Source organism: Stenotrophomonas sp. YJH_SMC_53 (assembly GCF_059369995.1).
In genome coordinates, this window is record NZ_JCAFTF010000001.1 from 64,025 (window position 1) to 89,351 (window position 25,327).

Here is a 25,327-nt window from a genome sequence, read left to right on the forward strand (position 1 = left end):
TTCCTGCCCATCCGCTGTGGGTGCTGTGGGTGCGGACCGTTGGTCCGCACACCTGCCAGCACCCTCAGACGATATCGTCGACCACGCCGCCGTCCACGCGCAGCGCTGCCCCGGAAGTCGCCGAGGCCTGTGGCGAGGCCAGGTACACCACCATGTTGGCCACTTCCTCGACCGTAGCGGTGCGCTGGATCACCGAAGACGGCCGGTGCGCCATCACGAACTCGCGGCCGATCTGTTCCAGCGGCTTGCCGCTGCGCTGGCGTTCATCCTCGAACATCGCGGCGAAGCCATCGGACAGGGTCGGGCCAGGCAGCACTGCGTTGACGGTGACGCCACTGCCGGCCACGCGCTTGGCCAGGCCGCGTGACAGTGACAGCTGCGCGGTCTTGCTGACCCCGTAATGGATCATGTCGGCCGGAATGTTGCGCGCCGATTCGGACGAGATGAACAGCACGCGGCCCCAGCCGGCATCGACCATCGCTGGCAGCAGCGCACGCGACAGGCGTACGCCGGACATCACGTTGGTCTGCCAGTAGCGCTCCCAGGTGGCGTCATCGGTCTCGAAGAAGTCCTGCGGGCCGAAGATGCCGGCGTTGTTGACCAGGATGTCGATCTTCGGCAGCCCAGCCAGCAGCGTATCGACACCGGCCGCATCGGAGAGGTCGGCGGCGACACCGAATACGTCGGCTCCCGGGACAGCCGCGAGCAGATGCTGGCGGGCGCGCTCGACGCTGTTGGTGCTGCGGCCATTAAGGACGACGCGTGCGCCTGCGGTGGCCAGGCCCAGGGCGATGGCCAGGCCGATGCCGGCGGTGGAGGCGGTCACCAGCGCGGTGCGGCCGCTGAGTTCGATTTTCATGGTGATGATCCGGAGCGGGAGCTGCCCAGTATCCGCGTGGCGGCGTGATCGAACTGCATCGCCAGGTGCAACGCGCCGTTGCACGCGGCGCAGCAGATCCACGCCCTGCGTGGATGGGATGCCCGCAGCGATGACGGATCAGGTCAGGTTGGTCACCGCCTCATTGGCCGCGGCACGCACCTTCGGCAGCATGCGCAGTACCAGCGCCATCTGGGTACGGATCAACTGCAGTTTCGGCGGCATCGCCTCGTCGATCTGCTCCAGCTCGGCGGCCACCGCGCGGTCGGCGTCGTTGTCATCGTCCGCGACCGGTTGCCGCGCGGTCAGCGCCGTCGCCAGCTGCTGAAGTGCCTTGCGCACGCGATCGCCCGCGGCCAGCGCCAGTGGATCGCCAGCGTAGCTGTCCACCTGGTCCCGGTGCGCACCCAGCGCCGACAGATGCCCCAGCAGCGTGTTGGACAGCGCCAGGAAGCGGAAGCCGGCATCCAGGTTGCGGCGTACGTGGCCGGGTTCGCGCAGCATGTTCGACAACGCGGTGGACAGCGCGGCGTCGGCGTTGTGCATGTCGCGGCGGGCGATGCGGTAGGCCAGGTCGTCGCGCATGCCGCTGCGGTACTGGCCCAGCACCGAATCCAGGTAGCGAGCCGCAGTGTCCAGCACGCGTGCCAGGACGAGATGCAGCTGCCGGCCCTGCCAGTCAGGCAGGATCAGGAATGCTGCCGCCGCTGCGATCGCGCAGCCCAGCAGCGTATCGACCATGCGCGGCACGATCAGCACGAAGCCATCGCCGATCAGGTTGAAGCAGGTCAGTGCCATCACGGTGATCGCGGCTGATGCCACCAGGTAGCGGTCGGTGCGGGTGAAGAAGAACAGCAGCGCAGAGAGCAGGGCGATCAGCAACTGCACGTGCAGCTGCGGGAACAGCTGCAGCAGTGCCCAGGTCAGCACCAGTCCGGCGACGGTGCCGACGATGCGCTGTGCCAGGCGCTGGCGGGTGGCACCGAAGTTGGGCCGGCACACGAACACGATGGTCAGCAGTACCCATGAACCGTTCTGTGCATTGAACAGCCGGATCGCTGCAAAGCCGGCGATCAGCGCCAGTGCCATGCGCAGGCCATGGCGGAACAGCACCGAGCCGGGCGTGAACTGCTGGCGGACGCGCACGCCCATCTCGCGCAGGGTATGCGGGTTGCTGTCGCGCAGGCGGGTGTCGACGTTGTCCAGGCTGGCTTCGGAACGTTCGGCATCCAGCAGGCGGCGCTCGATGCTGCGCAGGTTGTGAACCAGCAGGTCCAGCGAGCCGAGCAGGCGCTGCCACTGCGGGCGCTGCTGGTCACGCAGGTAGGCCAGCGCGTCTGCCAGGTCGCGCCCGGCCTGCTGGTTGCTTTCACCGTATACGAACGGACGACGCAGCCGGATCGCCTCGCCCAGGCGGGCACAGGCCTGGCCCTGCAGGTCGAGCAGGCGCTGGCAGCGGTAAAGCACATCGCTGTGGAAGAAGGCGTCCACCAGCGCGCCATACGGGTAGTGCGAGGAACTGGCGCGCTCGTGGAAATCCTGCGCCATGTAGTACAGGCGCAGGTACAGGCCGGAGTTCACCCCGGGCCGGCCGGAGCGGCCGAAGCGGGCCAGGATCGCTGTCTTGGCCTCGTTCAGTGCACCCACCACACGGCGGTTCTGTTCGGCCAGGTCGAGCTGGCGACGTTGCAGGTCGGCTTCGCGTACCGGCTCGAACAACGCAGCCTTCAGCTGCAGGTAGCGGCCCAGCTCAAGGTACAGCCGCGCCACGCGTTCGCGCACCGGCCGGTTGGCGAACAACGCGGCCCACAGGATCGACAACAGTCCGTACCAGACCGCACCGGCCAGCAGATGGCTGACCGCCTCCAGTGCGCTGTGCAGGTCGCTGGCACCATGTTGTTCCAGGCCGATCATCGTGTAGATCGCCAGCGTCACCGTGGCCTGGGCAATGGATGCGTAGCGCTCGCCGAGCGCGCCAAGCAGGGTCAGGCCGAAGGTGGAAAGTGCCAGCGCGCCGATGAAGATCCACGGCCACGGGAACAGCCAGATCACCGAAGCCGCCGCAATGCAGAAGCACAACAGGGACAACACCACGGCCTTGGTCCGGCCCCACCAGTTGTCGTCGGTTTCTGCGATGGCGCTTGCGATGATGCCAAGGAACACGCCGGGCAGGGCGGTCAGCGCCTCGAACTGCCAGCACACGGCCACGGCCGCGGTCAGCGCGATGAACACGCGCAGGCCGTAGCTGGCCTTTTCGTGGGCCCACAGTCGGCTGAGGCGGGATTGGCGGGCGGACATGCAGGCTCGGTGGAAGGGTCTTCCACCATTATTGCGGGCTGCGCGTGAAATATGGAGTGCGGACCAACGGTCCGCACCCACGGTGCTGCCGGACCCTACATGTCGAACCGCACGCTCACAGCGAACGTGCGTGGCAGGCCTGTGCCGGCGTTGGACCAGTACTTCCGGTTGGCCAGGTTCTCGACGCTGGCGCGCACGGTCACCGGATGACCGGAGGCGAGCAGGCGGTAGCCGATGCCTGCATTGACCAGCGTGTAATCGGGCAGCTTCAGGGTGTTGTCGGCGTCGTACCAGACATCGCCGTAGTAGCGCACCGCGGCGTATGTTTCCAGGCCATCCACCCACGGCAGCTGGTAGGTGGCGTGCACGACCCCGCTCCAGCGCGCCGCACCGGCGGTACGGTTGCCCTCCTGTGCAGCGCTGGCCGGGGACAGCCTGTCGTAGGTCGGGTCCAGCCAGGTGACGCCTCCGCCAACCGTGAGGACATCGCTGATGTGCAGGTCGGCACTGGCCTCGATGCCTTCGTACAGCGTGATGCCGTCCTGCACCAGGCGCTTGCCGGCCGGTGTGAGTTCATCGATGTTGGCGCCACGTTCCAGCCGGAACGCCGCCACGTTCGCGTTCCAGCGTGCGGCCTCGGCCTTCGCGCCGATCTCGTACTGCTTGCTGAGGGTCGGGTCGAGCACATCACCGGCGTTGACGTAGTTGTTGCCTACGCGGCTGCCCGCTTCCAGCGATTCGATGTAGCTGGCGTAGAGGGTGACCGCCTCGCTGGGCTTGAACATCACGGCATAGGTCGGTGTGACCGGATAGGTGTGGTAGCGGCCCTTGGTCTCGTAATCGTTGTAGCGCCAGCCCGCCAGCACCGACCAGCCGCTGCCGAGATCGACGGTATCGCTTGCGAACACGGCCTGCTGCACGGTCTCGTCGCCACGGGTCATCATCCGTGAACCGACGGCGTCATGGCGGATGTCATGGCGCTGGTACAGGTTGGCGCGGCCGATCAGGCTCCATTCGTAGGGACGGTCCCAGCCCAGCCCGGTCTGGTGACTGATGCCTGCCACCACCTGATGCTGCAGCGGACCGGTGCGGAAGCTGCCCTGCAGCATCGCCTGGGCCAGTCTCCACTCGCTCTTGCCACCCAGTTCATAGACGTTGACGTCATAGTCGCCATTGGGCGAATCGATGTAGGCGAAGATCTTGTTGACGTCATTCCACGAGGTGGTGACGCCGTAACTCAGGCTGGTTTTCCAGTCGCTGTTGATCTGCCAGTCCAAGCGGGTCGACAACAGGCTGGAACGAGTGTCGTAGTAGGTGCCGGGGACACTGTTGCCGGTATTCCCGGCGATCGGTCGCGGCAACGAGGTCAGTCCGCGGAAGTAGTACTGCGGCGATTCCTTGCGCAGGTCGCGTGACTGGAACACGCCGTCGAAGGTCCAGATCAGTGCGTCGCTCAGGCGCGCGTCCAGCGACAGTGCGCCCACCTTGCGATCGACGTGGCCACCATTGAAGGTCTCACCCTTTTCCTCGAAAGCATTGAAGCGATAACCGAACATCTGCTCGTTGCCGAAGCGGCCGCCGACGTCCATCCCGCCACTGACGATGCCCTGCTCGCGCCAGCCCAGCTGGGCGGAGAAGGTGGGCGTGTCGGTCGGCTTCTTGGTGATGTAGTTGACGATGCCACCGGGGGCACCGAAACCATAAAGGAATCCACCCGGGCCTTTCAGCAGATCGACCTGTTCCATCACTTCCAGCGGCCACTCGGTACCCCACGAGGAAACCTGCAGGCCATTGACGCGATAGCTGTCGAAGTTCAGGTCGATGCCACGGTTGCGGATCGGCGAACTCCAGCCACTGGCATAGGCGCTGACCTGGGTGGTGACCGAAGGGTCGAGCAGGAACGCTTCGCCCAGCGAGACCACCTGGCGCTGCTCGATCTGCTCGCGGCCCACGGCGGTGATCGCGAACGGGGTATCACGCAGCACGCGATCACCAAGGGCGCCGGTATCGGCGTGGGTGCGTTCGGCGGTGACCTTCACCGCATCCAGATCGGTGGCACTGCGGTTCCGATTGGTGCGCTCGGGTACGGACTGGGCATGCGCGGCACAGGCCAGTGACAGGGAAACGGCAAGCAGCGCCGGGCGGCAGAGTGGGTGCAGGAGCATGGTTCAGTCATCCTCGGCGAACGGCCACGCGCCATCCGCCCGCATGGGGGGAAAGGTTGATGGCTGGGATCACGCAGGCTTGCCGGAGAGGGCAGCGGGGCGCCGCGAAGGGGCGCAGGACCATGGCTGGAGGGGAATTGTTCTCTTTTCGTTACAGCACGTCAAACCGGGAGGCGTGCGGACCAACGGTCCGCACCCACCCTCCGCGCCGGTGGTAATGCCGGCCGCTGGCCGGCAGATTCGCAGTATCGAGAACTAGATCCACGCCATGCGTGGATGGGCTCTACTACGCCCGCTGCGCGCGCTTGAGCAGCTTCGCTTCGCGCCTGCGCGCGCGACGGGCGCGCCAGCGCTCGGCCAGGCAGGAGAAGATCACGTACAGTGCCGGCGTACTGAGCAGGGTCAGGCTCTGCGAGAACAGCAGGCCGCCGATCATCGCGATGCCCAGCGGGCGGCGCAGCTCGGACCCTTCACCCAGGCCGATCGCCAGCGGCACTGCGGCCAGGATCGCGACCATCGTGGTCATCATGATCGGGCGGAAGCGCACGATGCTGGCCTCGCGTGCGGCATCGCGCGGCGCCAGCCCATGCTCGCGCTGCGCCACCAGTGCGAAGTCGATCATCATGATCGCGTTCTTCTTGACGATGCCGATCAGCAGCACCAGCGCGATCATCGAGATCACCGACAGCTCGGTGTTGGTGCCGAACAGGGCCAGCAGCGCACCGACACCCGCCGCCGGCAGCGTGGACAGGATGGTGACCGGGTGGATCAGGCTCTCGTAGAGCATGCCCAGTACCAGATACACGGTCAGGATTGCGGCGAACACCAGGATCAGCATGTCGCTGGGATCTGAGTTGAAGCCGAAGCCCGCATCGTCGGCCAGGCGGATGTCGCCGGGCATGCGCATGCCGGCCACGGTGGCGTCGATGATCGCCTTGGCCTCGCCCATGCTCACGTTGGGAGCCAGGTTGTAGCTGAGGTCCATCGTCGTGTACTGGTTCTCGTGGGTGATCTGCGATGGGGCCAGGCCAGGCATCTGCGTGGCCACCGCGGTGATCGGCACCATGTCGCCGTTGCGTGCACGCACGTACACCTCATCCAGCGCCGCCGGGGTGGCTGTCTGCGAGGGCAGGGCATTGACCACCACGCTGTACTGGTTGATGTCCGAATAGATGGTGGAGATCTGGCGCTGGCCGAACGCACCATACAGCGCGCCGTCGATGGCGCCCACTGTGATGCCCAGGCGCGCGGCCTTTGCGCGGTCGATCTGGATGTTCTGGCGCAGGCCGGCATTGTCCACGTCGGTCCCGACGTCGCGCAGCTTCGGGTTCTTCTTCAGTTCCGCCTGCAGCTTGGGCAGCCATTCCTGCAGTGCGGCCAGGTCGTTGCCCTGCAGCGAAATGCGGTACTGCGCGCCCTGGCTGGAACCGCCGCCATCGTTGCTGGGCAGGTCCTGGATCGCGCGCAGGCGCAGCTGCAGGTCGGGATAGCGATCGGCCTTGGCGCTGAGGCGCGCCAACGCATGCGCGGTGGTTTCGCGGCGGCCGTCACTGCGAGATTTCAGCTCGATGTTGAACTGTGCACTGGAGCCCTGGCGGCCGCTGCCCAGGCGTACACCCACCGTCTTCACCGCCGGGTCGGCCATCAGCATGTCGGTGATGCGGCGCTGGCGCGCGACCATGTCCTCGAACGACACGGTGGCACTGGAGTTGGCGCGGCCCCAGATCAGGCCGGTGTCCTGCGGCGGGAACGCGCCCTTCTTCACCGCGCCGAACAGGAAGATGGTGACGCCGATCAGGATCAGCGGCGTCAGCGACAGCAGCAGCGCGTGGCGCAGCGAGAAGTCGAGGAATACGGTGTAGATGCGCAGCATGCGCTCGTGGCCGGCGTCCAGCCAGCGGCCGAAACGCGACGGCGGCGCGCTGTGGTCGTGCGCGCTGAGGAAGCGGCTGCACAGCGCCGGGGTCAATGTCAGCGAGACGATCATCGAGACCACGATGGCCGCCACCAGGGTGACGGTGAACTCGCGGAAGAACGCGCCCATCATGCCGCTGGCGAACAGCAGCGGGATGAACACCGCCACCAGCGAGGCGGTGATCGAGACGATGGTGAAGCCGATCTCGCGCGCACCGGTCAACGCCGCCTGCATGCGCGGCATGCCCTCGTCGAGGTGGCGCATGATGTTCTCGATCACCACGATCGCATCGTCGACCACGAAGCCGATCGCGATCACCAGCGCCAGCAGGCTCAGGTTGTTCAGGGTGAAGCCCATCACGTACATGACCAGCGCGGCGCCGGCCAGCGACAGCGGCACGGTCACCGCCGCGATCAGGGTGGGTGCCAGCCGGCGCAGGAACAGCGCCATGGTCAGCACCACCATCGCCAGGCTGATCAGCAGGGTGATCTGCACTTCATGCAGCGACGAACGGATGGTCGGCGTACGGTCGAAGTACGGCGTCATCGTGGTGCCCGGCTGCAGGTAGTCGCGCAGGGTCGGGATCTGCGCCTTGACCCGGTCCACGGTCTCCACGATGTTGGCGCCGGCGCGGGTGAATACGTACATCACCACTGCCGGTTTGTGGTCGAACCACGCCGCCTGGTAGGCATCCTGCTGGCCGTCGTAGACGTTGGCGATGTCCTTCAGGCGGATCACCCGGCCGTCGCCCTGGGTCTTGACCACCAGGTCGGCGAAGTCGGCGGCGCGTGCCACCGAGTCGTTGGCGATGATCGCCGTGGTGGTGTTGCCATCGCTGAGGAAGCCGGTGGGCGAGGTCACGTTGGCCGCGCGCACCGCGTTGCGCAGGTCATCGGCGGTCAGGCCCAGCGCGTTCATCAGGCGCAGGTTGACGTCCACGCGTACCGCTGGCGTCGACGCGCCAGCGATGTCGACCGAGGCGACGCCGCTGATCTGGCGGATGCGCTGCGCCAGCAGCGAGTCGGCCACGTTGTAGAGCTCGTCGGCCGACTGCGTCTGCGAGGTCAACGCGATGGCGATCACCGGGTCGTCGTTCGGGTTCGCCTTCTGGTACATCGGCGAGCCCATGCCCGAAGGCAGGTCGGCCTGCGCCGAGTTGATCGCGGTCTGTACGTCCAACGCGGCCGAATCGATGTTGTGGCCGCTCTGGAAGATCATGAACACCAGCGAGCTGCCTTCCGAGCTCGACGATCGCATGCGATCGATGCCTGGCAGCTGGCCGAGATGGCGTTCCAGCGGCGCGGTGACCGTCGAGGCCATGGTCGCCGCGTCGGCGCCGGACTGGCTGGCATGCACGAAGATCACGGGGATCTCGATGTTCGGCAGCGCCGATACGCCCAAGCGCAGGTAGCAGATCAGGCCGACCATGAACAAGCCGATGGCCAGCAGCGCGGTGCCGATCGGGCGGCGGATGAAGGGGCCGGACAGGTTCATCGTGCGGCCGCCCACGGCAGCGGGGCGTGGATCATGCCTGCGGCTCCTGCAGCGAACCCTCGCGCAGCGCACGCTGTTCGCGGCGGCGCGCCAGCCACTCGGAGAAGCGCTCCATGTACAGGTAGATCACCGGCGTGGTGTACAGCGTCACCAGCTGCGACAGCAGCAGGCCACCGACGATGGCGATACCCAGCGGGCGGCGCAGCTCCGAACCGATGCCGGTGCCCAGCGCCAGCGGCAGTGCGCCGAGCATGGCCGCGGCGGTGGTCATCATGATCGGGCGGAAGCGCAGCAGGCAGGCGCGGCGGATCGCCTCGTGCGCGTTGGCACCGGCGCGGCGCGCCTCGATCGCGAAGTCGACCATCATGATGCCGTTCTTCTTGACGATGCCGATCAGCAGCACGATGCCGACGATGCCATCCACCGACAGGCTCAGCCCGCACAGCATCAGCGCCAGCAGCGCGCCGACACCGGCCGGTGGCAGCGTGGAGATGATCGTGATCGGGTGGATGTAGCTCTCGTAGAGCACGCCCAACACGATGTAGATCACCACCAGCGAGGCCAGCAGCAGCCACACCACGTCGGTCTGGCTGCCGGTGAACTCGGCGGCCTTGCCGATGAACTCGGCATGCAGGTGGGTGGGCATGTCCAGGCTGTCCTTGGTCTCCTGGATCGCTCGCACCGCTTCGGACAGCGAATAGCCCGGCGCCACGTTGAACGACACGGTCACCGCCGGCAGCTGCTGCTGGTGGCTGACCACCAGCGGCGCACTGCTGACCTTGCCTTCGGCCAGTGCCGACAGCGGGATGATGTTGCCGGCGCCTACCGTGATGCCGGTGTTCTGCGCGCCGATGCCGGTGGCGGTGGACGAGTTGGAGGAGGTGACCTGGCCGAAGCTGGTGGCATTGGTGCCGGTCAATGCGCCGGCGCCGTTGGAGGCGACGGCCAGCTGTTCCATCAGCGCAGTGCTGGTGCGGAACTCCGGTGCCACTTCCAGCACCACGCGATACTGGTTGAGCTCGGTGAAGATGGTCGAAATCTGGCGCTGGCCGAACGCATCGTAGAGCGTGTCGTCGATGGTCTGCATCGGCACGCCCAGCACGCTGGCCTTGTCGCGGTCGATGTTCAGCTCCAGGGCGCGGCCCTGGTTGGACAGGTTGTTGTCGACGTCGGCCAGTTCCGGGCGCTTGCGCAGCGCTTCGGTCAGGCGCGTGGCCTGGGTCGCCACCGTCGCCGAATCCACGTCCGACAGCGAGTACTGGTACTCGGTGGCGGCCACGCGGGTATCCAGGGTCACGTCCTGCACCGGTTTCAGGTACAGCGCCACGCCCGGAATGCCGGCCACCGCCTTCTGCAGGCGCGGCAGGATCTCCTCCAGCCCATCGCGCTGGCTGCGCTCCTTCAGCACGATCGACAGCTGGCCCTGGTTGAGGGTGGGGTTCATGCTGCCGGCGCCGATGAAGGCCGACACGCCGGTCACGTCTGGATCCTGGCGCAGCGCTTCGGCCACCTGCCTGGTGCGCTGCTCCATCTGCGGGAAGGCGATGTTCTGGTCGGCCTGCACCACGCCGGTGATCAGGCCGGTGTCCTGTTCGGGAAGCAGGCCCTTGGGGATCAGCACGTACAGCAGCACGGTCAGCACCAGCGCGCCACCGGCCACGGCCAGGGTCAGCCGCTGGTGGCCAAGCACCCAGTCCAGGCTGTGCTCGTAGAGGCCGACGGTGCGCGTCCACAGGTTCTGCTTGCCGGCCGCCGCCGCGCGCTCATGCGCGTCCTCGCCCTCGGGCAGGGCATCGGGCTTGAGCAGGTAGGCGCACATCATCGGGGTCAGCGTCAGCGAGATCAGCATCGACAGCACCACGGCGATGCTCAGCACCCACGCGAACTCGTGGAACAGGCGGCCGGTGACGCCGGGCATCAGCAGCAGCGGCAGGAACACCGCCACCAGCGAGACCGTCAGCGACAGCACGGTGAAGCCGATCTGGCGTGCGCCGATCTCGGCCGCTTCCTTGCCACTCTTGCCCTGCTCGATGTAGCGCACGATGTTCTCGATCATCACGATCGCATCGTCGACCACGAAGCCGGTGGCCACCACCAGCGCCATCAGCGAGAGGTTGTCCAGCGACATGCCGGCGAAGGCCATCACCGCGAAGGTGCCGGCCAGCGACAACGGCACCGCCACCGAGGGAATGATCGTGGCCCACAACCGGCGCAGGAACACGAAGATCACCGCCACCACCAGCCCGATGGTCAGGATCAGGGTGAACTGCACTTCATGCACCGAGGCGCGGATGGTCTCGGTGCGGTCGTTGAAGATCTCCAGGTGCACGTCGGCTGGCAGCACGCCCTGCAGCTGCGGCAGGATGGCGCGGATGCGCTCGACGGTCTGCACGATGTTGGCACCGGGCTGGCGGCGCACTTCCAGCAGTACCGCCGGCTTGCCGTCGGCCCAGGCGGCAAGCTGGTCGTTCTCCACGCCATCGATCACCTCGGCCACGTCCGACAGCCGCACCGGGCGACCATTCTTGTAGCTGATGATGGTGTCGCGGTACTCGGCGGCGCTGGCCAGCTGGTCGTTGGTGCCGATGCTGTAGGACTGCGTCTTGCCGTTCAACGAGCCCTTGGGCGCATTGACGTTGGCCTGGGTCAGCGCGCTGCGCAGCTGCTCCAGGGTCAGGCCCATGTTCGACAGCTGCGCCGGATTGACCTGGATGCGCACGGCCGGGCGCACATTGCCGGCGATCGAGACCAGGCCCACGCCCTGCACCTGCGACAGGCGCTGGGCCAGGATGGAATCGGCGTAATTGTTGACGTCGCGCAGCGGGCGCGTGTCAGAGGTCAGTTTCAGGGTGACGATGGCCGCGTCGGCCGGGTTCACCCGGTTGTAGACCGGCTGGTAGGGCAGCGACGAGGGCAGGGTGGCCTGGCGGATCGCCGCCTGCACGTCCTGCGCGGCGATGTCGATGTCGCGGTCCATCGAGAACTGCAGGATGATCGTCGACAACCCGGCCGACGAGTCGGAGGTCATCAGCTCCAGCCCGGAAATCTGCCCGAACTGGCGCTCCAGCGGGGTGGTAACCAGCGAGGCCATGGTGGTGGCGTTCGCACCGGGGTACTGGGTGGTAACCACAAGGCTGGGCGCATCGATTTCCGGCAGCGCCGACACCGGCAGCTTGCGGTAACCGAGGATGCCCAGCAGCAACAGGCCCGCCATCAACAGCGAGGTGGCGATCGGGCGGCGGATGAAGATCGTCGAAAAGCCCACGGACTGATCCTTGCTGGCACTTCAATGTCGGCGCCGGCAGGTCCGCCGGCGCGAGGGAGATCAGTGGCCTGCGCTCAGCGCGGGCCACCACCGCGACGGCCACCGCCGCCCGCGTTCTTCTGTTCGGCGGCCTTCAGTTCGGCCTCGGTCGGTGCGGCCGGGGTCTCGCCCGGCTTCAGTGCGGTGACCTTGCTGCCCGGCTTCAGGCGGAACTGGCCTTCGCTGACCACCCGCTCGCCGCCTTTGAGGCCTTCGGCGATCTGCACTTGGCTGTCGCCCACTTCCACGCCGCTGCGCACGGTCTGCATCTTTACCGTGTTGTCGCCCTGCACGATGTAGACGTACTCGCCATCCGGGCCACGCAGTACCGCCTGGGTGGGGATCACCACGCCGCCGGCAATCGTGCGCAGCTGCATGCGCACGTTGACGAACTGGCCCGGCCAGAGGCCGTTGTCGGTGTTGTCGAACAGGGCGCGCGCCTTGAACGTGCCGCTGTCGGCACTGATCAGGTTGTCGACCACATCGAGCTTGCCGTCGCCGGACAGCACGTGCGAATCGGCGCGGTCCAGCGCCGCCACCGGTACCGTGCCGGCGGCCTGCGCCTGGCGCACATCGCCGAGCTGGCGCTCGGGCAGATTGAACAGCACGTGGATCGGATGGATCTGGGTCAGCGTGACCAGAGCCGTACCGGCGCTGACCACGTTGCCGGCGTCGACCGCACGGATGCCGGCGATGCCTGAGATCGGCGCGGTGACCCGGGTGTACTGCAGCTGCACCTGCGCCGAGCGCATGCTGGCCTCGTTGGCGGCCACGGCGCTTTCGTACTGTGCCACTTGGTTTCGCTGTGTATCCAGATCGGTCTTGGCGACGTACTGGCGATACTCCGGCGCGTTCGAGCGCTGGTAGTTGGAGCGCGCGGTGGCCAGCAGGGCCTCGTTCTGGCGCTTGGCTGCAGCGGCCTGGTCGTAGCTGGCCTGGGCGGTGCGCGGGTCGATCACCGCCAGCACATCACCCTGCTTCACTTCCTGGCCTTCACGGAAATTCAGGCTCATCAGCTGACCGCCGACCTGCGGGCTGACGGTGACGGTGTTCATCGCGGTCACCGTACCCAGCGCGCTGGCATACACCGGCACGTCCTGGCGCGTGGCCTCCACCACGGTCACCGGCACTGGACCGGCATTCGGATCTTCGCCGCCCTGGCGCGCGCCCGCAGCAGGTTTTCCAGCCTTGTCCTTGCCCCCGCCAATGACGCGCAGGCCGACCACGGCCAGCACCAGGATCGCCACGACCAGCAGCACGATCTTCCAAACACGTGACATTACGAGGACTCCGAGAGGGCTGGACCGGACGGGACGCCGGGACAATGCGCAAAGCATACCTGTGCCACATCACGTTTCCTGCATGACGGATGGGACGGGCGCTAAGACCGGATGCGGCACCGGAGGTTCCCGTGGCGCCGGTGTTGCCCTACATTCAGCTGGAACCCTCTTGCTGTGGAGATTGCGATGCGCCGTTCGCTGCTGCTGTCCGCCCTGCTGCTGGCCCTGCCGGCGCTTGCCCATGCCCAGGACGGGCAACGCCCCGAAGTGACCGCCGCCGCGCAGCGGCTGCAGGCCCAGGTGGTCGAATGGCGTCGTGACTTCCACCAGCACCCGGAGCTGTCCAACCGCGAGGCGCGCACCTCGGCCGAGGTTGCCAAGCGCCTGCGTGCGATGGGCCTGAAGCCGAAAACCGGCATCGCCCACCACGGCGTGGTGGCGATCATCGAAGGCGGCAAGCCAGGCCCGAGGATCGCGTTGCGCGCGGACATGGACGCGTTGCCGGTGACCGAGCAGACCGGTCTGCCGTTCGCCTCCAAGGCCACCGACCAGTACCGCGGGCAGACCGTGGGCGTGATGCATGCCTGTGGCCACGACGCGCATACCGCCACCCTGCTCGGCGTGGCCGAAGCGCTGGTATCAATGAAGAAGGACCTGCCGGGCCAGGTGATGCTGATCTTCCAGCCGGCCGAGGAAGGCGCGCCGCCGCCGGAAGAGGGCGGTGCCGCACTCATGCTGAAGGAAGGGCTGTTCGCCGATTTCAAGCCCGAAGCGGTGTTCGGCCTGCATGTGTTCTCCAGCGTGCAGGCCGGCCAGATCGCTGTGCGCGGCGGCCCATTGATGGCCGCCTCGGATCGCTTCGGGATCAAGGTGATCGGTCGCCAGACGCATGGCTCGGCACCGTGGAACGGTGTTGACCCGATCGTCGCCACCGCCGATCTGGTCGGCACCGCGCAGACCATCGTCAGCCGCCGCGCCAACCTGTCCAAGCAACCGGCGGTGCTGACCTTCGGCGCGATCAACGGCGGCATCCGCTACAACATCATTCCCGATGAAGTGGAGATGGTCGGCACCATCCGCACCTTTGACGAAGGCATGCGCCAGCAGATCTTTGCCGACCTGCGCAACGTGGCCGAGCACACGGCCGCCGCGCACGGTGCGAAGGCGGTGACCGACATCTACGAGTCGGAGGGCAACCCGGCCACGGTGAACGACCCGGCGCTGACCGCGAAGATGCTGCCGAGCCTGCAGGCGGTGGTGGGCAAGGACAACGTGTACGAGCCTCCGCTGCAGATGGGCGCGGAGGATTTCTCGCTGTACGCGAAGGAAGTGCCGGGCATGTTCTTCTTCGTCGGGTCCACCAGCGTGGGCATCGACCCAGCGACGGCGCCGGCCAACCATTCGCCGAAGTTCCTGCTGGATGAGAAGGCACTGGATGTGGGACTGCGGGCGTTGCTGCAGGTGAGCCTGGATTACCTGCACGGTGCCGGCACCCCGGCGGGGTGAGGGGTGTTGGCAGGGCTTGCAGCCCTGCACCCGCTTGGATCAACGGCAACGTCAACGTCAAAAGCGGGCATTCCGTGGGATGGCGGGGTGGGTCCGGTTGAGGGGGACGCCGTAAACCCGTCCATGGGGGCTTGGCCGCGGCATCCATGCCGCGGACACCCCCTTAACCGGACCCACCCCCCCTTCGACAGTTTCCCGCGGCTGTTGGTGCCCGCTGCTGTTGGTGGGTGCCGACCGTTGGTCGGCACGGCGGACGTCATGAACGTCTGAAGGATCGGGTTTTGATTTTGATTTTTCTGATCTTTCCCGTGGTGGTGGCTGCGTGCAGGGAACTGTCAGGGGCCGGGTGGGTAGGCGGGGCGGGGGTGTCCGCGGCATGGAGGCCGCGGCCAAGCCCCCAGGGACGGGTTTACGGCGTCCCCCGACCCGCCTACCCACCCGGCCAAGCCGATAGACCGCCTTCCACGACCCACCAACAAAATCACCACGGAGGGGCTTCGCCGTTGGCCGGCCCGGCCGAACGCCCGCCCTCCGCGCGATACAATGACCTCCATGAACACCCCACAGGATTCCAGCCTCGGTCGCGAGGTCAGTTACCCGTCGCAGTACGATCCCGGCCTGCTGTTTCCCATCCCGCGCAGCGGCGCCCGCGCCGAGATCGGCCTCGATGACGCCGCGCTGCCGTTCGTCGGCCATGACCGCTGGCATGCCTTCGAGCTGAGCTGGCTCGATCCGCGCGGCAAGCCGCAGGCGGCCGTCGCCACCGTGCAGGTGCCGTGCACCTCGCCGCAGTTGATCGAATCGAAGTCGTTCAAGCTGTACCTCAACTCCCTCAACAGCACCCGCGTCGACAGCGCCGAGGCACTGCGCGAGCGCCTGGTGGCGGATCTGTCGGCCTGCGCCGGTGTGCCGGTCCAGGTCGAGTTCGGCCTGCCGGGCCTGCGCGAGACGCCGCTCGGTGAATCCATCGACGGGCTGGACGTGGAGATCGACTGCTACGGCCCGCCGCAGGCGGACTTCCTCGCCGCCGATGCGGGCGAGGTGGTGGAGGAGACCCTGGTCTCGGCGCTGCTGAAGTCCAACTGCCCGGTCACCGGCCAGCCGGACTGGGCCACGGTCAGCCTGCGTTACCGCGGGCCGAAGATCGATCGCGCGGGCCTGCTGCGCTACTTGGTCAGCTACCGTGAACATGCCGAGTTCCACGAGCAGTGCGTTGAGCGGATCTTCAGCGAGGTATCTGCGCGCTGCCAGCCACAATGGCTGGAAGTGGAGGCCCGCTACACCCGCCGTGGTGGCCTGGACATCAACCCCTGGCGCGCCAGCCCCGGCATCACCGCCCCGGCTGCGACCTACCGCGAGCTGCGGCAGTAACCGGTAGTGCCGGCCGCTGGCCGGCAACCGCAAGGAACCCGCGTCCAGGGCAAGGGCAAAGCCGGCCAGCGGCCGGCACTACCGGACGTCCGTTCCCCCGATTGTTCAGCCGCCCCGGGGGGCGGCTTCACATCTGCACCATCCCCATTTAACAACCGCCATGGCACCGTGCCAATCACGTAGTCATGCAGACGGGAGTTGTGGATGAGTACCGAGAAGAAAGCCGATTTCTCCGGCGTCAGTGGCAGTGTCGACAGTACCGCCGAGCAGGTGCCGAAGGCGGACTTCTCCGGCGTCAGCGCTTCGGTGGACAGCACCGCGGACGTTGTCAGCGGCGGCACCTATACCGTGCAGAAGGGTGACTCGCTGTCGAAGATCGCCAAGCAGCATCTGGGCGACGCCAATGCCTGGAAGAAGATCTTCGAAGCCAACCGCGATGTGCTTGATGACCCGGACAAGATCTTCCCGGGCCAGACCCTGAAACTGCCGCCGAAGTAAGCCGGCCAGAACGCCGTCCGACAATCCCTGGGAGGAACCCCGAATGATCAAGACCACCCCGCTCCAGACCGCCCTGATCGCCGCCCTGCTGGGCAGCGTCGCCCTGGTCGGTTGCAAGAAGAAAGAAGAGTCGACCGACAACAACGCCGCTCCGGCAGCGACTGCTCCGGCCGAGCCGGCGGCACCGGCCCCGATGACCGGCGCGCCGCCGCCGATGGCCGAAGCCGCCGCCGTCAGCGTCTCGTCGGTCACGGTCGGCAAGACCGCAGCCGCCGACAAGTCGGTTGCGACGGCGGCTTTGTTCGCGCCGAAGGATGACATCATCGTCTCGGTCAAGACCGACGGTGCCGCCAACAACGTCACCGTTGGCGCGAAGCTGACCTACCAGGACGGCCAGGTGGCCGGTGAACAGAATGCCACGCTGAACACCAGCGGTGCCGAAACCACCAACGTCACGTTCAAGAATGCAAAGGGCTGGCCGGCCGGCAAGTACCGCGCCGAAGTCACCGTCGATGGCAAGGCGGCCGGAACGCCGCAGGAGTTCGAGGTCAAGTAAGTCCAGCCGACTCTCTCCCGGCAGGGCTCACGATGGACGCAGCCGCGAGGCTGCGTCCTTTTTTGTTGTGCGATGGTCGGCTTCATCCACGCATGGCGTGGATCCACTGATGCTGTGGGCGGGCTTCATCCAGGCGTGGATGGATCACAGCGTTGCCGCCATGCAGTACCGTCGCGTATGGCGTGGCTTTGCCCCGCGCGGCTGAAAACGCGACAATGCAGGGGTTTCCCCGCCGCGCGCCCACCCTGACGGCGACGGGGAAAGCGTGGGGCTCCGCCCCGCGCGCGACACGGTTGCACGTGGCCCGGCGCTGGCGCCGGCCTTCCCCTGAGCATTGCTACAGAGTCCAAGTCCCCCATGTCCAAGATCCTCTACACGCTGACCGACGAAGCACCGTTCCTGGCCACCCAGTCGCTGCTGCCGATCGTTGACGCCTACACCGCCACGGCCGGCATCGTGGTGGAAACCCGTGACATCTCGCTGTCCGGCCGCATCCTGTCGCAGTTCCCGGAACTGCTGTCCGATGCACAGAAGGTCAGCGACGACCTTGCCGAACTGGGCCAGCTGGCAACCACCCCGGACGCCAACATCATCAAGCTGCCGAACATTTCCGCCTCGGTGCCGCAGCTGAAGGCGGCCATCAAGGAACTGCAGGACCAGGGCTACCCGCTGCCGGATTACCCGGAAACCCCGGCCGACGACCAGCAGCGCGACTACAAGGCGCGCTACGACAAGGTCAAGGGCAGCGCGGTGAACCCGGTGCTGCGCGAAGGCAACTCCGACCGCCGTGCACCGCTGTCGGTGAAGAACTACGCGCGCAAGCACCCGCACCGTATGGGCGCCTGGGCGCCGGATTCGAAGTCGCATGTCGCGCACATGGCCGCCGGTGATTTCTACGGCAGCGAGAAGTCGGCCACCCTGGTCAATGCCGGTTCGTTGAAGATCACCTTCCACGGCAACGACGGCAGCACCGCTGTGCTGAAGGAAAAGACCGCGGTCAAGGCCGGCGAGATCGTCGACGCCGCGGTGATGAGCCGCAAGGCGCTGGCCGCGTTCATCGGTGAGCAGATCGCCGATGCCAAGGCCCAGGGCGTGCTGTTCTCGCTGCACCTGAAGGCGACCATGATGAAGGTCTCCGACCCGATCATGTTCGGCGTGGCGGTCAATGAGTTCTACAAGGACGTGCTGGCCAAGCATGCCGACGTGCTCAAGCAGGCCGGTTTCGACGCCAACAACGGCATCGGTGACCTGGCTGCGCGCCTGCCGTCGCTGCCGGAAGCCACCCGTGCCGCGATCGAAGCCGACCTGGCTGCCGAGTACGCACAGCGCCCGGGCGTGGCCATGGTCAACTCGGACAAGGGCATCACCAACCTGCACGTGCCGAGCGACGTCATCGTCGACGCCTCGATGCCGGCGATGATCCGCGACTCCGGCAAGATGTGGAACGCCGAAGGCAAGCTGCAGGACACCAAGGCGGTCATTCCGGACCGCTGCTATGCCGGCGTGTACCAGGCCGTCATCGACGACTGCAAGGCGCACGGCGCCTTCGACCCGGCCACCATGGGCTCGGTGCCCAACGTCGGCCTGATGGCACAGAAGGCCGAAGAGTACGGCTCGCACGACAAGACCTTCCAGATCGCTGCCGATGGCGTGGTCAAGGTCACCGACGACGCCGGCAACCTGGTGTTCGAGCACACTGTGGAAGCCGGTGACATCTGGCGCATGTGCCAGACCAAGGACGCGCCGATCCAGGACTGGGTCAAGCTGGCCGTCGAGCGTGCCCGCCTGAGCAGCACCCCGGCCGTGTTCTGGCTGGATGCCGCCCGCGCCCACGACGCGCAGGTCATCGCCAAGGTCGAGCAGTATCTGAAGGACCACGACACCAACGGCCTGGACATCCGCATCCTGCCGCCGGTGGAAGCCACCGCGTTCTCGCTGGACCGCATCCGCAAGGGCGAGGACACCATTTCGGTGACCGGCAACGTGCTGCGCGACTACCTGACCGATCTGTTCCCGATCATGGAGCTGGGCACCAGCGCCAAGATGCTGTCGATCGTGCCGCTGATGGCCGGTGGTGGCCTGTTCGAGACCGGCGCCGGTGGTTCGGCCCCGAAGCACGTGCAGCAGTTCGTCGAAGAGGACTACCTGCGCTGGGATTCGCTGGGTGAGTTCCTGGCCCTGGCTGCGTCGCTGGAACACCTGGGCAACCGCTATCACAACGCCGCCGCCCGCGTGCTGGCCAAGGCGCTGGACGAAGCCAACGGCCAGTTCCTGGACAACGACAAGTCGCCGTCGCGCAAGCTCGGCGGCATCGACAACCGTGGCAGCCACTTCTACATCGCCCTGTACTGGGCGCAGGCCCTGGCCGCGCAGGACGAGGATGCCGCGCTGAAGGCACGCTTCGCCCCGCTGGCCAAGGCGCTGACCGACAACGAGCAGAAGATCGTCGACGAGCTGATCGCAGTGCAGGGCAAGGCCGTGGACATCGGCGGCTACTACCGTCCGGACCTGGCCAAGGCCAGCAAGGCGATGCGCCCGAGCGCGACCTTCAACGCCGCGCTGGAGCAGCTGCGCGGCTGATCCGTCGCCGTTCGGCCGTGACCCCGGAACCCGCGCTTCGGCGCGGGTTTCTTTTTGGGCTCTGGGGTCAGATCCCTTTTGCCACGCAAAAGGGATCTGACCCCAGGCGATGAAACCGTGACTTCCGTCGGCTGTCGGAATGCCGTCAACGGGGCATGAAACTTGCCCGCGATAGCCGTCGCAGAACCGATCGGACACCGCCTGCAACCGCTCCCGATCTGAGCAGTCGATCACGACGGCTGCCGCTGGCGATGCCCTAGCCTTGGCGACGCGAGACCACCGGGGAGGTGGTCGCTCGGGGAACACAGATGGCACGCGTGCTGGTAGTGGGAACCGACATCCAGGGCGAGCAGGCCCTGCTGCAACGGCTGCGCCTGGCGTCGGCACTGCCGGACGGCCAGGTCCGCCGCAGCCAGGACCTGGACGACTGCGACCTGCTGGTCATCCGCGATACCCCGGCACTGCGCAACGCGGCCCAGCGCATGCGCCAGCAACGACCGCGCCTGCAATGCTGGATCGAGGACAACGGCGGCCAACTGCGCGACGGCGACGGACAGCAGGATGTGCTCGACGACGGTGCCATCGGCCGCGCGCTGCGTCGCATGCAGTTGGCACCGGAGCCCCTGGCCATGCCCGCACCCGCACTGATACGTCTGGCCGATGGCGCACACGCCATCACCCGCCTGCTGCGCGAGCGGTTGCCGCTGCGCCATGGCCAGGCACTGTTGAGTGATGCGGGCGAACCTTTGCTGTTGATGGATCTGGAGCACGACCAGGCCGTGCTGTTGCAGGAACCCGCGAGCGCGCTGGTGGAGCGCCTGGCCGATGCTTTCGAACGCCTGCAGCTGGATGCACTGACGCCAATGCGCCTGCAGGCGCTGGCTGGTGAGCGACCACGCCAGCCGCTGCGGCCGCTGTTGTGGCAATGGGCGCAACGCAGCCGCCACTGGCAGGCACTGGACGAACGCCTGCGCGGCGCTTCGGTGAAGCTGCTGCGCTGGCCGGATTTCCGCGTACTGGGGCACGACCACGATGGATTCCGCCTGTGCTCGTTGCTGCTCAAGCGCGCCTGTACGGTTGAAGAATGCGCGATGCTGCTTGAGCTGCCGGCGGCGGCCGTTCGCGATTTCATCCACGCGGCCTACCTGTGTGGCTACGCGCAGCTGCAGGCCGCCCCCGCGGCGGCGATGATGGCGACCGGTGGCACCCGCACCGACAACGGATTGCTTGCCCGCCTGTGGCGGCATCTACGCGGGAGTGAGCGCAATGCGTGAGCACAAGGTGGTGGTACTGGGCGGCATGGGCAGCGGCAAGTCGACGCTGGTGCGCAGCATCGCGGCCGGCGCGGTGATCGACACCGACGTCGCCAACAGTGATCGCCTCGGCGCCGACAAGGCCTCCACCACCGTCGCGCTGGACTATGCGGACATCGGCCTGCCCAACGGAGAACGCCTGCGTCTGTACGGAACGCCCGGCCAGCAGCGTTTCGATTTCCTGTGGCCGATCCTGCTGCAGGGTGCACGGGGCGCGGTGCTGTTGCTGGACGCACGTCGCGCCGGCATTGCCAGCGAGCTGCAGGACTACCTGCAGGTGCTGCAGCCGTTCGCATCATCCCTGGCACTGGTCGTGGCCGTCACCCACCTGGACCAGGCACCACAGGCGGCGCTGGATGACTGGGCCACGCACGCCTGCCTCGACGACCAGCCGCTGCCGTTGCTGGCCGTGGATGCCCGTGACCGCGAACAGGGACTGCTGCTGATGGATGTACTGATGAGCGAAATGGAAGCACACGCACTGGTGGCCGCGCATGGGTGACGGGCAGATGGCGGTACTGCCCGATGCGGGCCAGCGTGAGCGCCTGCAGCCGCTGCTGCAGGACCTGCAGCAGCGGGTGGAGGGCGTGCGCACGGTGGTGCTGGCCAGCGTCGATGGCTTTGCCCTGGTCAGCGCCGGTGCCGAAGGACGCGGCGAACGGCTGGCGGCGATGACCAGCGCGATGCTGGCGTTGGCCGCAGCGGTGGGGCGCGAACTGGTGCTGGGCGATCTGCAGACGCTGATGCTGGAAGCGATGGGCGGGAAGGTGCTGATGCTGGCGATCCAGGCCGAGGGACGTGCACCGCTGCTGCTGATGGCGGCCTGCGACCAGCGCAGCGTGATCGGCCAGGTGCTGTGGCAGAGCAGGGAATGTGGCCAGGCGATCCTGGCCGAACTCGGCGGATCGTGAGCCCGGCCGCAGGGGAACGAGGGGCTCGAACCAACATCGACAAGGGGTGCGACGTGGCTGGATTGAATGAATCGTTGAACGCACTGATGGGCATCGACGGCGCGCAGGCAGTGGCGCTGGTCGACTACGAAAGCGGCATGCTGCTGGGCGAAGCCGGTGCCGGCATGGACATGGAGGTGGCCGCTGCCGGCAACACCGAAGTGATCCGGGCGAAGATGAAGACCGCCGCCTCGTTGAACCTCAATGACAGCATCGAGGATATCCTGATCTCGCTGGGCAAGGCGTACCACATCATGCGACCGGTTGCGAAGAAGAAGGGACTGTTCTTCTACATCGTGCTGGACCGGACCAAGTCCAACCTTGCACTGGCCCGACGCAAGGTGCAGGACGTGGAGGCCGAACTGGCGATCTGAGCCCTCTGCTCCTGTAGCGCCGGGCCATGCTCGGCTGCTTTCAGCCGAAGCAGCCGAGCGCGTTCGGCGCTGCTTTCACTGCGGTGGAAGCAGCAGCGTGGTCACGAACGAAAGCGCTTCGCTGTCGCGCTTGGCGAAGTACGTGTGCGCCTTCTGGGGCAGCCACACTTCGTTGAAATGGCGGCGGAAATCCTCGTAGAACTCGTTGGGATACAGCTTGGCCTGCACCGTCCGGCCGTCCGGGTAGGCGTGGTCATACGTGGGCAGTGCGTCGGTGTTGACGCCGCGATGATCCCTCAGCCATTTGCAGAACAGGCGGCCTTCGGAGATGTCCGGCACCAGCGCCTGCGGGAGCGTATAGCCTGCCTGCTCCAGCGGTGCGATCAGGTTCAATGTCAGCTCGTTGAGCATCGAAAAATGGGTATACGGCACCTTCGCACGGTTCTGCATGTAGCGATCGATGTGTACGGGGAGCAACGCATTGGCGCGACCCTGCTGCCATTCCACCACCCACTGCGAGACCTTCACTGCGAACTTGCGCGACAGCCACTGGCCGAGGTTGATGGCCAGATAGGGATGGATCCAGGTGCCCTGCAGGGTCGGATTCCCGCCGGAGACCACGTGGATCAGTTCATGCTCGGCCAGACCGGTCTGGACGGTAAGCTCCTGCAGGAACTCCTCCGTCGATTTCAGCGCCCGGTAATCGGACCAGCGCTTGTTGACGGACTGGCAGAGGGCGGTTGCGCTGATGTAGCCATCGCGGGCACGCTGCGGGATCACGTTGCCTTCCTCCACGCGTGGGATAAAGGTCATTTGCTGCATGCGTCACCTCGTGCCGTGGTTGGGCCTGAAAGGGTGGGCAGCAGAGGGGCACCGGGTCTGTAGGAATCGTTGCGTTTGTTGCGGCGCGTAGCGGCGCTGTTCCTGTAGAGCCAAGCCGACGCTTGGCTGTTCTTCGGGCAGATTGCGGTGAACCAAGCCGAGCATGGGCTCGGCCCTACACAAGCCACCCCACGCCAGCGTATGGTGAAGCCGGTCCTCCCGGATGAGTCCTGCATGTCCGAGCCTGATATCGATGCCGAGCTGGCGTCGCGCATCGCTGGCGCCATCCACGCTGGCTTCGAGCAGTACCACGCCCGCTTTGCGGCGATCACCGCTCGTGCGCGGCAGCGTTTCGAGCAGCGCGACTGGGCGGCTGCGCGCCAGGATGCAGTCGAGCGCATCGCGCTGTACGACCTGTGCATTGCCGAACAGATGGATGCACTGCGGCGCCTTGCCGGCGAAGCAATCGGGGAGCGCGCATTGTGGCTGCAGGTGCATGCACGCTACAGCGCATTGCTGCGGGGGCTGATCGATGCCGAACTGTACAAGACCTTCTACAACACGCTGTCGCGGCGCTTGTTCTCCACCCGTGGCGTGGACCCGGCGCTGGAGTTCATCGCCTTTGACGTCGAGCCGTCCGATGCGATCACCCATCCGGTCGCGCGGCATACCTACGCGGTTTCACCGACGCGGCCGGTGGAGGCCCTGCAGCGCGTGTTGGCCGATTATCGCTTCGACATTCCGTATGCGCACCAGTTGCGCTGCGCGGCGGCCATCGCCGTGCGCCTGCAGGATGATCTGGCCCACTGGGGCGATACGCCGGTGCGCAGCATCGAGCTGCTGGACACCGTGTTCTATCGCGAGCGCCGTGCCTACCTGGTGGGCCGCGTGTTCGGCGAGCACCGCTTCTCACCCTGCGTGATCGCGCTGGTCAACGATGAGCGTGGACTGCGTGCCGACGCGGTGCTGACCCGGCGCCGCGACGTCGCCCATCTGTTCGGCGTGTCGCGCAGTTATTTCCAGGCCGACCTTGCCACGGTGGGCGATGCGGTGGTGTTCCTGCGCAGCCTGCTGCCGGGCAAGCCCATCGATGAGATCTACACCGTGCTGGGCCGTGCCAAGCAAGGCAAGACCGAGCGCTACCGCACCTTCTTCCGCCACTTCAACGAGCATCCGCAGGAGCGGCTGGTGCCCGCCGAAGGCACGCCGGGCATGGTCATGGCGGTGTTCACCCTGCCCAGCTATCCGCTGGTGTTCAAGCTGATCCGCGACCGCTTCGCCTGGCCCAAGGCGATGTCGCGGCGGCAGGTGGAAGAGAAGTACGCGCTGGTGTTCAACCTCGACCGTGTCGGCCGCCTGCTCGATGCGCAGCCGTATCGCCACCTGCGCTTCCCGCGCGATCGCTTCGCACCGGCCTTGCTGGAGGAGTTGCTGCAGCAATGCGCGCAGACCGTGCGGGTCGATGGCGACCATGTGGAAGTCGCACTGTGCTACGTGCAGCGCCGTTTCCGGCCATTGAATCTGTACCTGCGCGAGCAGGGTGGCGAGGCGGTGCGCGCAGCGGTACTCGACTATGCGCAGGCGATCACCGACATGGCGCGCAACAACATCTTCCCCGGCGACATGCTGCCGAAGAACTTCGGCGTATCGCGACATGGCCGGGCCGTGTTCTACGACTACGACGAGCTGTGCCTGGTCAGCGACTGCGTGTTCCGCGCATGGCCGCAGCCGCGTACGCCGGAGGAAGCCATGGCCGATGAACCCTGGTTCCATGTCGGTCCACGCGACGTGTTTCCCGAGCGCTTCGGCCCGTTCATGGGGCTGCCCGCCAGCGAACTGGCGGCGGTGAGGGAGCACTACCGGCACCTGTTCGATCCGGCGTGGTGGCAGGACCTGCAGGCGCGCTTCGCCGAGGGGAACTATCCGGATACGCCGCCCTACGCGGCGGCCCATCGCCTGGCCTGAACGGCGTGGCGTGAAGCACATGCCGGTCCGGTCAGGACTGCGGTACGCTCGGTGCTCAC

Annotated in this window: 17 protein-coding genes; 10 read left to right on the top strand and 7 right to left on the bottom strand. The window is 66.7% G+C overall.

Going from position 1 to position 25,327, the window contains the following annotated elements; genetic code table 11:
* Positions 1 to 64 precede the first annotated feature (64 nt).
* The 6 genes from AC5P7X_RS00340 to AC5P7X_RS00365 all read right to left on the bottom strand — a co-directional run bounded on the left by AC5P7X_RS00340 (position 65) and on the right by AC5P7X_RS00365 (position 13,333).
* The gene (locus AC5P7X_RS00340) at positions 65 to 859 is read right to left on the bottom strand and encodes an SDR family NAD(P)-dependent oxidoreductase (RefSeq protein ID WP_053500202.1); all 795 of its coding nucleotides are present in this window, start codon (positions 857 to 859) and stop codon (positions 65 to 67) included.
* Positions 860 to 997: 138 nt separating this feature from the next.
* The gene (gene yccS / locus AC5P7X_RS00345) at positions 998 to 3,175 is read right to left on the bottom strand and encodes a YccS family putative transporter (protein ID WP_171957613.1); all 2,178 of its coding nucleotides are present in this window, start codon (positions 3,173 to 3,175) and stop codon (positions 998 to 1,000) included.
* A 95-nt stretch (positions 3,176 to 3,270) separates the two neighbouring features.
* On the bottom strand, positions 3,271 to 5,340 hold the full coding sequence (locus AC5P7X_RS00350) for a TonB-dependent siderophore receptor (RefSeq protein ID WP_495214312.1): 2,070 nt from the start codon (positions 5,338 to 5,340) through the stop codon (positions 3,271 to 3,273).
* Between the two features lie 286 nt (positions 5,341 to 5,626).
* Positions 5,627 to 8,749 (bottom strand): efflux RND transporter permease subunit, encoded by a 3,123-nt coding sequence (locus AC5P7X_RS00355; protein ID WP_049403847.1) that lies wholly within the window; start codon positions 8,747 to 8,749, stop codon positions 5,627 to 5,629.
* Positions 8,750 to 8,780: 31 nt separating this feature from the next.
* The gene (locus AC5P7X_RS00360) at positions 8,781 to 12,014 is read right to left on the bottom strand and encodes an efflux RND transporter permease subunit (RefSeq protein WP_069140038.1); all 3,234 of its coding nucleotides are present in this window, start codon (positions 12,012 to 12,014) and stop codon (positions 8,781 to 8,783) included.
* 74 nt (positions 12,015 to 12,088) lie between these two features.
* Positions 12,089 to 13,333: an efflux RND transporter periplasmic adaptor subunit gene (locus tag AC5P7X_RS00365; RefSeq protein ID WP_005419777.1), complete on the bottom strand. Its 1,245-nt coding sequence runs from the start codon at positions 13,331 to 13,333 to the stop codon at positions 12,089 to 12,091.
* Between the two features lie 186 nt (positions 13,334 to 13,519).
* Between AC5P7X_RS00365 and AC5P7X_RS00370 the strand changes: the two genes are divergently transcribed.
* The 9 genes from AC5P7X_RS00370 to AC5P7X_RS00410 all read left to right on the top strand — a co-directional run bounded on the left by AC5P7X_RS00370 (position 13,520) and on the right by AC5P7X_RS00410 (position 22,481).
* Complete coding sequence (locus AC5P7X_RS00370; protein WP_206619937.1) at positions 13,520 to 14,839, top strand: M20 family metallopeptidase; 1,320 nt, start codon at positions 13,520 to 13,522, stop codon at positions 14,837 to 14,839.
* A gap of 552 nt (positions 14,840 to 15,391) precedes the next feature.
* The gene (gene queF, locus AC5P7X_RS00375; protein ID WP_495214313.1) at positions 15,392 to 16,210 is read left to right on the top strand and encodes an NADPH-dependent 7-cyano-7-deazaguanine reductase QueF; all 819 of its coding nucleotides are present in this window, start codon (positions 15,392 to 15,394) and stop codon (positions 16,208 to 16,210) included.
* 204 nt (positions 16,211 to 16,414) lie between these two features.
* Positions 16,415 to 16,708 (top strand): LysM peptidoglycan-binding domain-containing protein, encoded by a 294-nt coding sequence (locus tag AC5P7X_RS00380; protein ID WP_005419771.1) that lies wholly within the window; start codon positions 16,415 to 16,417, stop codon positions 16,706 to 16,708.
* A 43-nt stretch (positions 16,709 to 16,751) separates the two neighbouring features.
* Positions 16,752 to 17,264: a hypothetical protein gene (locus AC5P7X_RS00385; protein WP_005419769.1), complete on the top strand. Its 513-nt coding sequence runs from the start codon at positions 16,752 to 16,754 to the stop codon at positions 17,262 to 17,264.
* A 357-nt stretch (positions 17,265 to 17,621) separates the two neighbouring features.
* The gene (locus AC5P7X_RS00390) at positions 17,622 to 19,844 is read left to right on the top strand and encodes an NADP-dependent isocitrate dehydrogenase (protein WP_495214315.1); all 2,223 of its coding nucleotides are present in this window, start codon (positions 17,622 to 17,624) and stop codon (positions 19,842 to 19,844) included.
* 308 nt (positions 19,845 to 20,152) lie between these two features.
* Positions 20,153 to 21,118 (top strand): hypothetical protein, encoded by a 966-nt coding sequence (locus AC5P7X_RS00395; protein WP_329842929.1) that lies wholly within the window; start codon positions 20,153 to 20,155, stop codon positions 21,116 to 21,118.
* Positions 21,111 to 21,659, top strand: a complete 549-nt coding sequence (locus AC5P7X_RS00400) for a GTP-binding protein (RefSeq protein WP_329842928.1) — start codon at positions 21,111 to 21,113, stop codon at positions 21,657 to 21,659. Before AC5P7X_RS00395 ends, AC5P7X_RS00400 begins: the two co-directional genes overlap by 8 nt.
* Entirely contained in the window at positions 21,652 to 22,068 is a 417-nt protein-coding gene (locus AC5P7X_RS00405; protein ID WP_005419762.1) for a roadblock/LC7 domain-containing protein, read from the top strand. The genes AC5P7X_RS00400 and AC5P7X_RS00405 overlap by 8 nt, the downstream gene beginning before the upstream one ends.
* A 53-nt stretch (positions 22,069 to 22,121) precedes the next feature.
* Positions 22,122 to 22,481 (top strand): hypothetical protein, encoded by a 360-nt coding sequence (locus AC5P7X_RS00410; RefSeq protein WP_005419760.1) that lies wholly within the window; start codon positions 22,122 to 22,124, stop codon positions 22,479 to 22,481.
* Positions 22,482 to 22,556: 75 nt separating this feature from the next.
* On the opposite strand, the gene AC5P7X_RS00415 is transcribed toward AC5P7X_RS00410, so the two are convergent.
* Entirely contained in the window at positions 22,557 to 23,294 is a 738-nt protein-coding gene (locus tag AC5P7X_RS00415; RefSeq protein ID WP_235642180.1) for a KilA-N domain-containing protein, read from the bottom strand.
* 243 nt (positions 23,295 to 23,537) lie between these two features.
* Here AC5P7X_RS00415 and aceK point away from each other — a divergent pair, with 243 nt between their 5' ends.
* A complete protein-coding gene (aceK, locus tag AC5P7X_RS00420) occupies positions 23,538 to 25,268 on the top strand; it encodes a bifunctional isocitrate dehydrogenase kinase/phosphatase (protein WP_005419759.1) in 1,731 nt (576 codons plus the stop codon).
* Positions 25,269 to 25,327 lie beyond the last annotated feature (59 nt).